14 protein-coding genes are annotated in these 14,943 nt (G+C 45.7%); all 14 read right to left on the reverse strand.

Annotated elements, in window-relative coordinates:
• Nucleotides 1-7 precede the first annotated feature (7 nt).
• Nucleotides 8-712: a F0F1 ATP synthase subunit A gene (gene atpB / locus FRZ06_15045; protein ID QOX64563.1), complete on the reverse strand. Its 705-nt coding sequence runs from the start codon at nt 710-712 to the stop codon at nt 8-10.
• Nucleotides 713-809: 97 nt separating this feature from the next.
• A complete protein-coding gene (locus FRZ06_15050) occupies nt 810-1,262 on the reverse strand; it encodes an ATP synthase subunit I (protein ID QOX64564.1) in 453 nt (150 codons plus the stop codon).
• A 242-nt stretch (nt 1,263-1,504) separates the two neighbouring features.
• Nucleotides 1,505-2,911 carry an MATE family efflux transporter gene (locus FRZ06_15055; protein QOX64565.1) on the reverse strand — a complete coding sequence of 469 codons (1,407 nt, stop codon included), beginning with the start codon at nt 2,909-2,911 and terminating at the stop codon, nt 1,505-1,507.
• Nucleotides 2,847-3,974, reverse strand: coding sequence for a UDP-N-acetylglucosamine 2-epimerase (non-hydrolyzing) (locus FRZ06_15060; protein ID QOX64566.1), 1,128 nt, complete (start codon nt 3,972-3,974; stop codon nt 2,847-2,849). The genes FRZ06_15055 and FRZ06_15060 overlap by 65 nt, the downstream gene beginning before the upstream one ends.
• A gap of 1 nt (nt 3,975) precedes the next feature.
• Nucleotides 3,976-5,058 carry an undecaprenyl/decaprenyl-phosphate alpha-N-acetylglucosaminyl 1-phosphate transferase gene (locus FRZ06_15065; GenBank protein QOX64567.1) on the reverse strand — a complete coding sequence of 361 codons (1,083 nt, stop codon included), beginning with the start codon at nt 5,056-5,058 and terminating at the stop codon, nt 3,976-3,978.
• A 128-nt stretch (nt 5,059-5,186) separates the two neighbouring features.
• On the reverse strand, nt 5,187-5,642 hold the full coding sequence (locus FRZ06_15070; protein ID QOX64568.1) for a cytidine deaminase: 456 nt from the start codon (nt 5,640-5,642) through the stop codon (nt 5,187-5,189).
• A gap of 128 nt (nt 5,643-5,770) precedes the next feature.
• Nucleotides 5,771-8,260: a homocysteine methyltransferase gene (locus FRZ06_15075; GenBank protein ID QOX64569.1), complete on the reverse strand. Its 2,490-nt coding sequence runs from the start codon at nt 8,258-8,260 to the stop codon at nt 5,771-5,773.
• Between the two features lie 127 nt (nt 8,261-8,387).
• Complete coding sequence (gene metF, locus FRZ06_15080; protein QOX64570.1) at nt 8,388-9,269, reverse strand: methylenetetrahydrofolate reductase [NAD(P)H]; 882 nt, start codon at nt 9,267-9,269, stop codon at nt 8,388-8,390.
• 3 nt (nt 9,270-9,272) lie between these two features.
• A complete protein-coding gene (gene truA / locus FRZ06_15085) occupies nt 9,273-10,094 on the reverse strand; it encodes a tRNA pseudouridine(38-40) synthase TruA (protein QOX64571.1) in 822 nt (273 codons plus the stop codon).
• 110 nt (nt 10,095-10,204) lie between these two features.
• Nucleotides 10,205-10,852, reverse strand: coding sequence for a SanA protein (locus FRZ06_15090; GenBank protein ID QOX65961.1), 648 nt, complete (start codon nt 10,850-10,852; stop codon nt 10,205-10,207).
• Between the two features lie 79 nt (nt 10,853-10,931).
• Nucleotides 10,932-11,225, reverse strand: a complete 294-nt coding sequence (gene yhbY / locus FRZ06_15095) for a ribosome assembly RNA-binding protein YhbY (protein ID QOX64572.1) — start codon at nt 11,223-11,225, stop codon at nt 10,932-10,934.
• Between the two features lie 441 nt (nt 11,226-11,666).
• A complete protein-coding gene (locus FRZ06_15100) occupies nt 11,667-12,842 on the reverse strand; it encodes an ABC transporter permease (GenBank protein ID QOX64573.1) in 1,176 nt (391 codons plus the stop codon).
• Nucleotides 12,839-13,969, reverse strand: a complete 1,131-nt coding sequence (locus tag FRZ06_15105) for an ABC transporter permease (GenBank protein QOX64574.1) — start codon at nt 13,967-13,969, stop codon at nt 12,839-12,841. Before FRZ06_15105 ends, FRZ06_15100 begins: the two co-directional genes overlap by 4 nt.
• A gap of 2 nt (nt 13,970-13,971) precedes the next feature.
• The gene (locus FRZ06_15110) at nt 13,972-14,937 is read right to left on the reverse strand and encodes an HlyD family efflux transporter periplasmic adaptor subunit (GenBank protein ID QOX64575.1); all 966 of its coding nucleotides are present in this window, start codon (nt 14,935-14,937) and stop codon (nt 13,972-13,974) included.
• Nucleotides 14,938-14,943: the final 6 nt, after the last annotated feature.

Below are 14,943 nucleotides of genomic sequence, written 5' to 3' on the forward strand. Positions count from 1 at the left end.
TTATCTCCTAATGGTGTTCGTGCTTGATAATTCCATTGGAGATGAATACCATAGTTAACATGGTAAAGATAAATGCCTGAAGTCCTGCCTCGAAAATATCGAAGAAGAAGTTCGCGGGCAAAGGAATTCCGATGAGCAGGAATGGAATCGTAATTTCCATGCCTTCTGTAATTCCTTCCAGTCCTCCAAACAGCAGCGCCATAATGATGACGCCTCCTGTAATGTTACCGAACAGTCGGAAAGAGAGAGAGAGCGGAAATGCAAGCTCACCCACAAGATTGATCGGCAGCATGAAGGGGTATGGCGAGGACAGGTGCTTGATATATCCCTTCAAGGTCTGGGAACGAATCGCATTGTAGTGGATCAGTACAAACGTGATCCCGGCAAGTGCGAACGTCGTGTTGAGGTCGGCGGTCACCGGTCTTTGTTCATAGAGTCCCAGCGAATTTCCCAAGATTAAAAAAATGAACAGGGTTCCAATATAAGGGGCAAAGCGTATATTTTCCTTGCCCATGGTATTCGCAACCAAATTGTAGATGGATTCTACAATCCATTCGGCGAATGCCTGCGAGCCCTTGGGAATCCGTCTCATTTTCCTCGTGGATATGAAAGCAAAGGCAATCATAACGGCACTGACGATGAGTGAGTACAAAACCGTTTCGGTTATATTAATCCCGCCTATGCTGTAAATAATTCTCGGCCCAAGATGCATTCTAAACCTCCTTTTAAGTCTATTTCCTGATTTAGAAATCGCTGATTCATTCCAGGCACACGTTGAGCTGCGCACCTACCATACAATCAGAGTTTCCTTAGTTGTCAAGCTCCTCGTATTCTTTAAAATCATACCAGTGTTTCTTCGGCTGCAGCTCTTCAGGCTCTTCTCTGACAGTCCTGCCTTTGGAAAATTCCGCTTTCAGTCCATGCAGATAGAACATTGCCAGCTTAAGGGTCAAATACCCCAGTGCCGTGCCCATTGCGCTAATCATTCCCACATGAAGGGATGCAATAAAACCAGCGCCGTAAACGGCCAGCCGAATGAGATAACCAATAAAGGCCAGCGAAGCGTTGTGCCGCTCCAATACGAGCTGAAAGGTAAACGCCATAAGATTAAAATTCACAATTGCAATCGCGGTTCCCAGCGCGAGACCATATAAAAACTGAACATCAAATCCCAATAGAGGAATTGATGCCAGTTCAATTATGGCGGTAGCCACGATTCCATATTTAAAAATTTTGTTCTTAAAGGCCGTCAATCCATTCATTCTCAGCGTTTCCCCGGTTTTTCATGGTATTATACTATTATAATCCTTAATTGTTAAATGTAAAGCATCGTTAAAAAATAAACATTCAGAATATTTTGTTATCTAGAAAAAAAAGCATCGCAAACCTTCTAATTTCAAAAGATTTGCGACGAAGTACCATTAATTTATGTGGATTTTTTACAAGAAATTACGACAAATTATGACATTTTTTCAAGCAAGCTGTTTCATGTTAGCCTCTACCATTAAATATCATGCACCAGATTGTTAAGCCATTTCTTGGATCTGAAGCGTTTATGGCAGATAATCACCTTGATGACCTCTTCTGTCTGCGCCATCAGAACTACGAAATAAATCGGAAGATGCAGATAGAGCGCCCCCAGAAACACCAGCGGAACTCCAATGAGCCAAACGGATCCTACCTCTATAAACATCGCAAATCTGGTATCACCGCCACAGCGCATCGTTCCTACAATATTTAAACCACTGTAAATCTTCACAGGCATGAATAGACCATAGACAGAGATAATCAAGAACGCATACATCTGCCCTTGGGGCGTAAAATTAAACAAGCGTACAATCAGCTGTGACGACAGGATCAGTAATGTACCGGATGCAATTCCAACGAGAATCCCAATCCTCAGAAGACGTTTTGCAAGAGCATAAGCATAATCCATCTGCCCCATCCCGATTCGCTGCCCCACAAGAATCAATAAAGCGTCTCCCAAGCTGAAAATTGCAAGTATAAAAAGTGTGTTCAGGGTATTACTTGCTTGAATTGCTGCAAATTCTGTTATACCCATTCGTCCGTAAGCAGCGTTGTAAGCCGCCATGCCCAGACTCCACATTGCCTCGTTGATCATTACAGGTACTGCTGTCACCATTATTTTAGCCACCATCGGGCGATGCCATCCAAAAAACTCGTTTAATCTTCCCGCCACCAGATTTTTCTTGCCAAAAACCACATACAAGACAAGGATCAATTCCAGTACTCTGGAAAGCGCCGTCGCCAGTGCTGCGCCTGTCACACCGAGCTTTGGAGCGCCAAAGCTTCCAAAGATAAAAAGATAGTTCAGGAACGTGTTGGTAGAAAAAACCACCATACTGATTTTCATAGGCAGTGCGGTCTGCTGGGTAGTACGAAGGACAGCGGTAAAGGGAATCGTTACACTTAAGGTCAGAAAGCAGATGGCAGCAGTTCTCAGATAATGCTGTCCCAGTTCGACGGCTTCCGGGATATCAGTGAAAATTCGCAGAACATAATGAGGAAAGAACATTGCGGGGATGAAGAACAGCATACTGATGCCAAAACATAGGACTACAGCGAAGCCGGTAACACGCCTCATGCTTTTTAGATCCTGCCTTCCCCAATACTGAGCCATAAAAGCGGCTGACCCACTGACAAAGCCAAACATGACCCCCCAATGAACGAAAAAAAACTGTGAAGAAAGCCCCACCGCAGCGAGTTCTACTTCACCCAGGCTCCCAACCATCAGATTGTCAACAAGGCTTAGTGAAGATGCGATAAGGCTTTGTAATGCAATAGGCAGCGCGACCCGAATCAAGGTCTTGTAAAGTGATTTATTTTCAATTGTGATTGGTTTGTTGTTCTCCATACTCCACCAGTATTTTAATGATCCTTTCACAGGCATGCCCGTCTCCGTAAGGATTTACGGCGTGTGCCATCTTTTCATAGGCACTCTGCTCGGACAAAAGCTCTTTAGCCATCCCATATATGGTCTCTTTGGATACACCGGCAAGCTTCACAGTGCCTGCTTCTACTGCCTCTGGTCGCTCCGTTTCCCTACGGACAACCAAAACAGGTTTTCCTAATGAAGGAGCCTCTTCCTGCATCCCGCCTGAATCGGTTATGATCAGATAGGATTTTGCCATCAGATTAACAAATGGCTGGTATTGCAGCGGCTCGATCAAATGAATTCTTCCGGTATTTCCAAGGATTCTATTTGCTGTGTCCCGCACTTTTGGGTTCATATGCATGGGATAAATAATTTCAGTGTCCTCAAATTCATTGGCAAGGTCTCTGATTGCACCGAAAATTTGTTCCATATTTTCACCGAGATTTTCCCGGCGATGACAGGTTACTGTAATGACTCTGCGATTTTCAAAGTCGATGTTTCGCAGGGTTTCATCTTCAAAATCATACGGTTTTCCGGCAACCTCAAGCAGCGCATCGATCACAGTATTCCCTGTGATAAAGATGTCTGAATCAGAAATCGCTTCCCGCAGCAGATTTTGCCGGTTTCGTTCCGTGGGCGCAAAATGCAGGTCAGCGATATGCCCCGTCAGAACCCGGTTCATCTCCTCCGGATAAGGAGAATATTTATCGTAGGTTCTAAGACCTGCTTCTACGTGTCCGACCTTAACCTGCTGATAAAATGCTGCCAGAGCCGTTGCAAAGGTCGTGGTGGTGTCACCATGAACCAAAACAATATCCGGTTTTTCTTTCTGAAACACCTCTTCCAATCCCATGATGACATTTGATGTAATCTGGCTGATGGTCTGGTTCTGTTTCATAATATTTAGATCGTAATCCGGAACAAGGTCAAAGAGTTCTAAAACCTGATCCAGCATCTGTCGATGCTGGGCTGTAACACATAACACTGCCTCAATTCCCGGTTCTTCTTTCATTTTCTTAATAAGGGGCGCCATCTTGATCGCTTCCGGTCTGGTGCCGAATACAGTTAGTACCTTCATACTATGACTCCTTTTTCTTATTTTGCTTCTTTTCGATTACTTCCGTATTGACCGCCTTGATATTCAGCCCTGAGCTGCTGGGGTCCGTCAGGAATACATAGATGAAGGTGGCAGCGATCACTACCAGAAGTCCTGATTCTATGAACAGATCCCGGCTCATCAAAATCGCCGCGCCGCCCATAATCCCGCTAATGCCATAAAGGGTGAGCACCGTTCTTCGCTGCCCCAATCCCACTGCCATAATTCTATGGTGAAGATGACCTTTATCCGCCTCCATAATCGGCCTTTTGTTAATCAGCCGCCTTAAAATCGCAAATGCCGTGTCAAAGATTGGAAGTCCCAAAACCAGAACTGGCACCACCGTGGCGACCATGGTGGTACTTTTCATAGGGCTCATTACCGATAGTCCGGCAAGCATGAAGCCCAGAAAAAGCGAACCGCCATCTCCCATGAAAATCTTCGCCGGATTAAAGTTATAGGGAAGAAACCCTGCGGCACTGCCGGCAATGGCCAGCAAAGCCAAGCAAACTTCCACTTCGGAAGGATCATGGATAAACGCTGCGTAAGCGATGGAGATGGATGCAATGAAGGATACACCAGCAGCAAGACCGTCAAGACCGTCAATCAAATTGATGGTATTGGTAATCCCCACAACCCAGACCACTGTTATCAGCAGACTGACAAACCATGGAAAGTAATAGTACCCCTCTCCGAAGGGATTGCTGATAAAATCGATCCTTACACTAAATTGGAATAGGATGACCGCGCAGAGGATCTGAAAGCCAAGCTTGATCTTTGCCGGCATCCCCTTCAGGTCATCAATAATTCCTACGATGAACATCAGTGTGCCTCCTGCAATAACACCCATAAGTCTGGTGCTGTAGGGCAGGAAGATCAGAATAGAAGCAACGGTTCCGATGTATAATGCCATTCCCCCAAACCGCGGCATCGCTTTCGTGTGCATTCTCCTGTTGTCTTTTGGGATATCGATTGCTCCGATCTTTGGTGCAATTTTTATGGCTATCGGCGTAAATACCAGTGCAAAAGCCATTGCAACGATAAAAGTCAGTACATATTGAATCATATTCTCTTCCCTGCAAAGAAATCCCTAAAAATTGGAGGGATTTCTGTCATAATCCTTTCACGAATATGTATCACTTGAACACATTCAAGTTGTGTATTTTTTCCTTATTTATGGTGTTTACTTTTATTTTACTGCAGCTCGTCAATCATTTCGATTGTAAGCCCTGCTTCTTTTAAAATCTCCAAGGAAAGTTGGTCAGGATAGCCCTCCTTAACCACGATCCGCACAAGTCCTGCATTAATGATCATCTTGGCACAGATCACACAAGGCTGATGAGTGCAGTAGATCGTTCCACCAGCGATGCTCTGTCCCAAGTGCGCAGCCTGGATAATTGCATTCTGTTCCGCATGCAGCGCCATGCACAGCTCGTGCCTCTGCCCCGACGGCACATTCAGCTTTTGCCGAAGGCAGCCACCCCGTTCCTCACAATGTTTAATACCAATGGGCGCTCCGTTGTACCCTGTCGCCATAATTCTCTTATCCTTGACAATTACCGCTCCAACCTGCCTTCGCATGCATGTGGAGCGTTTTTGAGTCACTTCAGCCATTTCCATAAAGTATTGATCCCAACTAGGTCGTTCCATACCCTTTTTCTCCTTTTCATACAGCATTGGCTGACCAGGCCTGCTAAAGACGCCTGAATGAATCAGCGCTTCCCTAAGCAATTAGACGCAGCTTCTCTGCGGCAGGTTCCCCTGATCCTCCATGATTTCTATTTCTTAAAAATAAGATTCGCCGCTCTCACGGTATCCATCGCATCTTTACAGTAAAAATCTGCACCTATTTTTTTCGCGTAGTCCTCTGTCAGTACAGCGCCTCCAACAGCGGTTACGCAGTCAAGACCGGCTTCCTTCAGCGCCTGAATTGTTTTTTCCATATTCACAACGGTGGTGGTCATCAGAGCAGAAAGACCTACCATCTTAATATCCATAGATTTTGCTGTTTCCACAACTTTTTCTATCGGCACATCTTTTCCCAGATCTACAACCTCGTATCCATAATTCTCGAGTAAAACTTTTACAATATTTTTTCCAATATCATGAATGTCTCCCTGAACCGTAGCAAGAATCATTTTGCCATAGGAAGTCATGCCTCCGCTTGCCTTCATTGCTTCTTTCAGCACTGTGAAGGCTGATTTCACCGTATCAGCTGATTTGATCAGCTGAGGCAGAAAGCTGGCTCCGCTTTCGTAATCCTTTCCGACAATCTCAAGGGCCGGTATGATCTTTTGTTCCACGATTTCAAGAGGCTTCATTGTTTTCAGCAGTGCTTCGGTCGCCGCAGCAGCACGCTCATCATAGCCTTCGATAATAATTTCTTCCAGCGTGAAAGCCTGCTCTGCTCCCTGAACTGCTGCAGCTTTCTTCTCCGCTGCCTTCTGGGAATCCGGCTGTCCTCCGTAAAGTCTGATATAATCTTTTGATTCGATATCCTTGCAGCTCAGTGCTTCAAAGGCATGGATGGTATCGATATACTCAGGCACCAGCGGATCTGTTATCGGCGCATCAAGGCCGGCTTCCAAGGCCATGGCAAGGAAGGTCCTGTTCAGCAGCTTTCTCTCCGGCAGTCCGAAGGAAACATTGCTGGCACCGAGGGTTGTCCTAACACCGAATTCTTTTTTAACCCTGCGGATTGCTTCCAGAGTATCCCTTCCGGCGTTTTGCTGGGCAGAAACGGTCAGCGTCAGGCAATCAACCAGAATCCGTTCTCTTCCGATGCCGTAGCGTTCCGCGGTTTTAATAATGCGCTCTGCAATGGCAAGCCTCTCTTCCGTATCTTTTGGAAGACCCTTTTCATCCAGGGTAAGCGCGATGACACAGGCTCCATATTTCTTGACAATCGGGAAGATTTCTTCCATATTTTCTGCTTTTCCATTGACGGAGTTGATGATGGGCTTTCCATTATAGTACCGCACAGCCGCTTCCAGTACTGCCGGGTTTGCGCTGTCAATCTGCAGGGGAACCTTCACTGCGGAAGAGACCCTTTTTACCGCGGCAAGCATCATTTCATGCTCATCGATTTCAGGCAAACCTACATTAATATCGAGAATTTCAGCACCAGCCTTTACCTGATCGATTGCTTCCTTTTCAATGTAGCTTAAATCTCCTGCTTTCAGTGCTTCTTTCAGAAGCTTCTTTCCTGTGGGATTGATTCTTTCTCCGATGATTCTGATCCGGTGGTCAAGTACCACTGTTTTGGTAGAAGAACTGACAGCAGTGACCGCCTTGGCTTTTCTTTCTTCCTCTGCCTCGGCAAGAAGCGCAGGGTAAGGGTTCCCTGCAATTTTCTTCGCAAGCGCGCCAATGTACTCCGGATTGGTTCCGCAGCAGCCGCCGGCAACCGCAATTCCTGCTTGAAGCATTTCCTCCATGGCATCCAGGTATTCCGGAATATCCACTTCAAAGGTAGTTGCTCCATCAACGATTACAGGAAGCCCTGCATTAGGCTGCACCAGGACCGGAAGCTTGGAATACTTCAGAATCTCCTTAACGATTGGGATAATCTGCTTTGGCCCAAGAGAACAATTTACGCCAATGGCGTCGATTCCCATATCCTGAAGGATATTGACCGCAGTCTGAGGATCTGTCCCCATAAGCATTCTTCCATCCTCCTGGAAGGTTAGGGAACAAAATACCGGAAGGCTGCTGTTCTCTTTTGCCGCAAGCACTGCGGCCTTTGTCTCGTAAATATCCGTCTGCGTTTCTATGATGATCAGATCCGCACCGGCTTTCTCTCCGGCTTCAACCTGCTCCTTGTAAATATCATACGCTTCATCAAAGGTCAGTTCTCCGACAGGCTCCATCAGTTTTCCAATGGGACCAAGATCCAGTGCCACATATTTCTCCGCTGAAAATACACGGGAAGCTTGCGTATCACCTGTGGTGGCGCCTGCCTCTGCCGTTTGTTCCATAACCTCTTTTGCCGCTTCCTTGGCAAGCATGACAGCCTGCTCAATAATCTGCGCTACTGTATAGCCTGTTCCCTCGAATTTCGGATGATTGCAGCCGAAGGTATTGGTTGTGACAAAGTCACTTCCTGCCAGATAATATGCCTTATGAATTTCTTTGATTGTATCGGGATGGGTAAAATTGAGAAGCTCAGGCAATTCCCCGGCCTTCAGCCCATGATGCTGCAGCATCGTTCCCATTGCACCATCACACACGATGATCTTTTTTCCGAGTAAATCCTTTATTTTCTTCATAAACTTCTCTTTCACCTCTCTTAACATTCGTTGTCCCCGATTGTTTGCTATCGTTCTGATTGATTACTATCGTTCTGATCGGTTGCTGCTGATCCGGTTCATTGTACAGCAGCAATCGATGGGATCGTTAGCCCTGCAGTCTTCTGATATTTTCAATATTTCCGATGATTCTCTGCGCGGTATCCGGCTTATTCATGGTATAAAGGTGGATCCCTCTGACACCCCATGCCATCAGATCAATAATCTGCTCGATGGCATAGGCTTCACCGGCTTCCTTCAATGCCGCCGGATTATCCTCATACCGATCTAGAATCCTGACGAACTTCGGAGGCAGCTGACAACCTGCCAGCTTGGTGATTCGTTCAATCTGGCTCTTATTCAGTACCGGCAGAATACCCGCAGATACAGGAACATCTATTCCTGCCAAATCGATTTCTTCCATAAAACGATAAAAAAGCTCATTGTCAAAAAACAGCTGGGAAATCAGAAAGTCGGCCCCCATAGAAACCTTGTCTCTCAAGTATTTCACATCCTGAACTTTGTTTTCACAGTCCACATGACCCTCGGGATAACAGGCGGCTCCGATGCAGAAGTCCCCTTCGGCTTTCACCTGACGAATCAGGTCAGAAGCATGTTCATAGTGCAGTGGATCGGGAAATTCAAAATCCGGATCTTCTGGAAGATCTCCCCGCATTGCAAGAACATTCTCGATGCCGTTGCTCCGAAGTTCATGGAGAATTCCGTTGATCTGCTCTTTTGTAGCAGAAATACAGGTCAGATGCGCGAGACTTTCAATGTGATAATCATTTTTTATCTTAGAAGCGATTTCTACCGTTCTGTCTTTCGCTTTTCCCCCTGCACCGTAGGTTACACTGATAAAATCAGGGTTGATATCCTTCAGCTCATCCAAAGTTTTAAACACTGTTTCGACTGGCGATGTGAGCTTTGGGGGGAATATTTCAAGAGAAATCACTGTTTTTTTCGCATCAAATAATTCTTTAATTTTCATATATCAGTCCTCCTGGGGTTCAATTGCTGCCGCGGCTTCTAGCAAACGGTCTTTTTCAAAAAATACTTCAGATAGGTACAAGCCCTGCGGCGGTGCCGTATGTCCTGCCTTCCGCCGGTCTTTTCCTGCGATAATCGCCTTCATTTCCTCTGGCTGTTTTCTGCCTAAGCCAACGTCTGCCAGCGTACCCGCAATGATTCGTACCATATTATAAAGAAATCCATCTCCGATGATTTCAAGCCGTATATCATCGCCTACTTCTGATACGCGGATTCCATATACGGTCCGCACGGTAGATTCCATTACTTTTCCGCCTGCAGCCTGAAAGCATTTAAAGTCATGCATTCCTGCTACGAAAGAAGCCGCCTGTTTCATGGCTTCTATATTCATTGGTTTATAAATGTGATAACGGTAGTTCCTGAGAAAGGGCTCCGCTTTTTCGCTGTTTGTGATTCGATACGTATATTTTTTCCCTTTAGCCGAAAACCTTGCATGGAAATCCTCCGGCATCTCCTGTGCCTTAAGAATGACTACATCGCCGCCGTGATTTCTGCCTCTGTCTTTCCCGCTTGCTGCAAGAAGACCATTGGCTGCCACTGGAATTTTTTCCACCGGAATCCGAAAATCTGCCGCAAAACTTGCCCTTTGCCCATACGCATGTACACCGGCGTCGGTTCTGCTGGTTCCGTTGATTTGAATCGGCTGACCGCAAACCTGACTGAGTGCGCGCTCCACCTCGCCCTGAACACTCCTCTGCTCCGGCTGTCTCTGCCATCCGCAAAATTCCGTTCCATCATATGAAATTGTCAGCAGAATATTTTTCATCCTATTACACCCTTTGACTGCATCCCAGATCACCGCAGATGGAGATTAGGCCAGCCATTACCCAAGATAGCAGCCGGACAGCACACTAGCGGCGTCATACAAAGAACTTCTCAGTCATGACTTAAGAGACCGCTGCCACTGATAGGAATCGCCTCTCCCAGATAGGTTGGCTCTGGCTTGACCATCAACTTGAAGAAATCTTTTGTTCTGGCCAAAACCTCTCGGAGCTCCCGGTAGTCCTGCCCTGCATATGCGATTTTCACAGCGGAAACCCCGTAAGCCTCAATGCCAAGCTTTCTTGCCGCATAGACTGCTCTGTACTGGTGGTATTTCTGTGTCACAACAATCGCTCTTTTTACTTCAAAAACATCTCTGGCACGATACATGGATTCATAGGTAGAAAAGCCTGCATGGTCGAGGAAGATATCCTCTGCAGGCACACCGGCATCCAACACATACTGTTTCATTGCGTTCACTTCATCGTACTGCTCCTGACCATTGTCACCGGTCAAAAGAAGCTTGGGTGCAGCTCCTGCAAAATAGAGCGCAAGTCCTTTATCCAGACGATCCCGCAGCATGAGATTTGGAGATCCATCCGGCCTTAATCCTGCTCCAAGAACCAAAATGCAATCTGCATTCAGATCCGCAGAAGCTTCCTCATCGATAAGATACTGCCCGGCGGTGCCTGCAACATAAGCGCTGATGCAGAACGGAGTCAATGCCAAAAGTCCAAGCAGCAGCACGAACAAGAGCATCATCCGTGTCCTTTTTTTCTTTTTCTGTATCTGCATCATTATCCTCTATCCAGATTTTTATCTCAGCTGTTACCAAGACGATCTACCTTGGCAATTCAATTTTTTTATGATCCTTTGATTGTCTGTATAATGTAAATTTTCTTCCGATTGCTTGTACAAATTCTGCTTTGAGGCTTTGCGCAAGTTCGTTTGCAGTTTCCTTCGGTGTAAGATCGCAGCCTTCCTGGAGCTTCACTTTAACCAATTCCCTGTGTTCTAGTCCAACATTCATCTCCTTGACAATATTTTCTGTCAAGCCTGCCTTACCGATATATACTGATGGCTCCAAATCGTGAGCCATACTTCTTAAAAAGCTTCTCTGTTTGCTTGTAATCATTCTCTTTTCCTTCCGCAGCATCTGCCATGAAATACAACAAGGATTAATAGCGTATCCCTATTATAAATCATCAATAAAGTATCAAAATATTATACTATCAATCAATAGCCTGCGTCAAATTTATTTATCCATTCAACCCATTGATAGGGAATCACTTTATGATTGAAGCCCATACATGCCATCTGGCTTTTATTTAATTATTTTTAATATTTAGAAAATTAAATAAATTATTGTTGAAATATTCTAAACTTATTGTTACAATAGTGACTATAATATTATAGAATAGTTCTTATAATAATTAAAAAAAAATTCAGCGGCCTCCGTGAGATGGGAGGCAATCCCGCATTCGATTCTCAATTGATTTTGAATACTACTACTCCATTAAACTCATACAACAACATAGAGAGAGGATAGCCTTACTACGGCTATCCTCTCTCTATGTTATCGCACCCCCTCTGCAAGGCTGCGTACTTCTTCTTCAATCTGCTTCATCGTTCGTATTTTTTGACGGTAAATCCACATTCCAACAGGCATCCAAAACAGCGCAAAGAGGAATCCGCCTATGACAAATGGCTCAATGGCATCAAAACTTGCGCCTTTCAGCATCAGCTCTTTCAAGGGGTTTGCATAATAGTAAAGCGGCCACACAGCCTTCATAACGGGAGCAAAACCCGGTGCCATCATAAATTCCGGCCAGCCATATCCGCAGGATAGGATGGAAGGAATCGCCAGAAACATTACAAACTGCGTGCAGTGAGTGGCGTCGTCAAAAATTGCCGCCAGCACGAATGCAACACCCGTCAGTCCTGCCAGAAAGAGTACCTGTACCAGCAAAGTCAAAAGGAGACTTCCCTCGAGAGGATAGTGAAAGAACCAATGAACGATGAGCATGCACGCAAGGGAGCATACAAAGGTCATCATTGCATACTGAACAATCAGCGGCGCCATCTCCTTGGGCCTTATCTTTCTGTCGATCTTGTTTAAAGGAAGTCGCTTCAGACGATCCTTCTCCTTGAGCAGGATCGGCGCAACCACATTCAGGTAGGTCTGCTGGACAAACACCGCCAGCAATCCGGGGTAGAGATAGTACAAATAGCCCAGCTGCGGATTGTAGAGAACCCGTTCAGCCGTTGCAAGCGTATTTAGCATTTGATCCGAGGTTCCCGGCAGAATTCCGCCCGAAGCCAGATCCAATGCCTGCAGCTCATAATTCTTCGCCGAGATGATCTTATTAGAATAGAGCATTAAATTATTTCCCACAAGGAAATTGGTTCCATCCATCAGCATCAGGGCTTTTGCACCCTTTCTTCCGTTTATATCAGCCTGAAACCCTTGAGGAAGAACCAATCCCCCTTTGATTTTTCCAGACAGAATATCCTCTTTGATCTGTTCTGTTGAATCTGCATATTCTGTTATTTTAAAGATGGAACAGCCCTCAAACTCCTCTATGATCTCCCGGGACTGATCAGATTGATCAAGATCCATAATCGCAATGGGGATTTCATCGGTGAAGATGGGGCTCATCGCCGCGCCAAACAATAGCGTGAACGCAATGGGAATCAAAATTAAAACAATAGGAGGTTTGTACTTTAGGATTAATTCTATCAGCTTTTTCATGCCAAAACCTCCTTTTTCTTAATGAAATAGAGCAATACCAGCTCCACTGCTATAAAAATCAGCATGATACGAATGTCGGGAATCAAATGGCGAAATGCCAGGTCCTTCAGGCAAAGATCCCTGATCCGATTACCGTAATAGTAAAACGGGATGATCTTTGCCAACCACTGAAAAAAGGTTGGCATAGCCAGCGCCGGCCAGGTATAGCCCCCTAAAATGGAAGCAGGAAGCACGAGGACCGCCGCAACCTGGCTTGCAAACATTCGGTCTGACAGGATGGAACCCACCAGATACCCCAGCGCAAAAATTACGCAGGAGAAAAGCACCGTCAGCACGATCCCTCCCAGAAGGGTTCCTTTATAGGGCATATCAAACAGTAGATACTGCTCAATTAAGGTCAGCGAAATAGATACCGCGCCCAGGCTGCCCCATTTCAGAATCATTTTTAAGTGTTCCGTGAAAGCAAGGCCTTTCCCCCTGTTCTCGCTGGCACGTTCAGCACCCATACATGCTATTCCAACTTGAATCAATGCCGCAAGCATGCCCGGAAGTATAAAATTTCTAAAATTTCTTGTTGGATTATACAAAAGACGGTATGTAGCATCAATTGGTATCGCATGATTTCTAACTTCTGCCGGTGCAATGTCCAATTTACCTTCATAGTTCTTAATCATATAGCCGGCTTTTAGTGTCAGCAAAATCTCTGACATAGCCGATTTGGATGACGAAATAACAGCCAGTGAGGAGCCATCATATACCGTCAGGATTTTGGGTGCCTTTCCCTCACGCATATCACTGTAGAAGTTCTCAGGAATAATGAGCCCCACATACGCCTGTCTGTTATAGAGCGCTTCCTCCACTCGAGCATCGTTATCTGCTTCCTCTACCACGTTAAAATAGTTGCTCTCGTCCACATATGCAACGAGGTTTCTGCTGAACTCAGATTGATCGTGATTCACTACGACGGTGGGAATTGCGGTTGCCACATCGCTGCTCATTTCGTATCCCAGGATCAATCCGGTTACAAGAGGTACCACAATGAAGACCAAAAAGGTCATCACTCTTTTCGGATGGCGCTTTTTATATAGATAAAGCGCCTTAAAAATTTGAAAGAACTGCCGTTTCATAGTTATTCTCCGTCTGTCATTCCGAGATTAACCATAGCTGTCATTCCGGGATAAACCTCTTTATCCAATTGAAGCAGTTCAATCTTTACCCCATAAGAGAGGATATCGAAATCTCCGTTATTGTTTGTTGCCCGCTTCGTTGCAAAGTCAGGCTTCTGACTAACGTTTGTAATTTTCCCCTTGAAAACTTCATTTGGATAAGCTGCAATCGTAACATCAACTTCTGCTCCGGTCTGAACCTTTCCCAAATCCGTCTCTTTTACATTAATTTCAACATAGGGCTTTTCCTTGCTGGTCAGGGTTGCAAGCGGCATGCCGCTGCTGACAAGTTCGCCTTCGTTCACGTTCAAAGCGGTAACGGTACCATCCATGGACGCTTTTATGGTTGCATCATCCAGGTAGCTCTGTACCTCGGCAGTCGCCGCCTTCGCCTGGGCTACCAACGCTTCGGCGGCTGCCTTATCTTCTGCTCTGGCACCGGAAGATGCCATATCGTAAACCTCTTTTGCTGCGGTGTACTGGGCATAAACCTGATCATACGTATTGGCAGACACTGCCTCCTGCTCATAAAGCGACTTGATTCTGTTGTAGGTCTTTTCCGCCAGATCATAAGCGGCTTTGGCCTGTGCGACTTCCTGGCTCCTCGCTCCGTTCAAGGCCTTGTTGTACTGGGCCTGAGCCGCGGCGGTAGCCGCTTCCGCCTGCTGCTTTTTTGCTTCGATGCTCTCGCTGGAGATAACAATCAGCGTATCTCCTTTCTTAACCGCTTGGCCTTCCGTTACAAGGACCTGATCCACTACCCCGGGTATTTTTGAATTAATATCAATCTCTTGGGTTTTCAGATTACCCTGAATTACCAGCTCTTCTTTTCCGGATGCATTTGGCCCCGCAAAAGCGAAAGCAATGCAGAGGATAATCACTACAGCGATAATAATCATAATGTTTTTATTTTTCAATGCAAAGTTCATATTAAT

The organism is Clostridiales bacterium (assembly GCA_015243575.1).
GTDB lineage: Bacteria > Bacillota > Clostridia > Peptostreptococcales > Anaerovoracaceae > Anoxybacterium > Anoxybacterium hadale.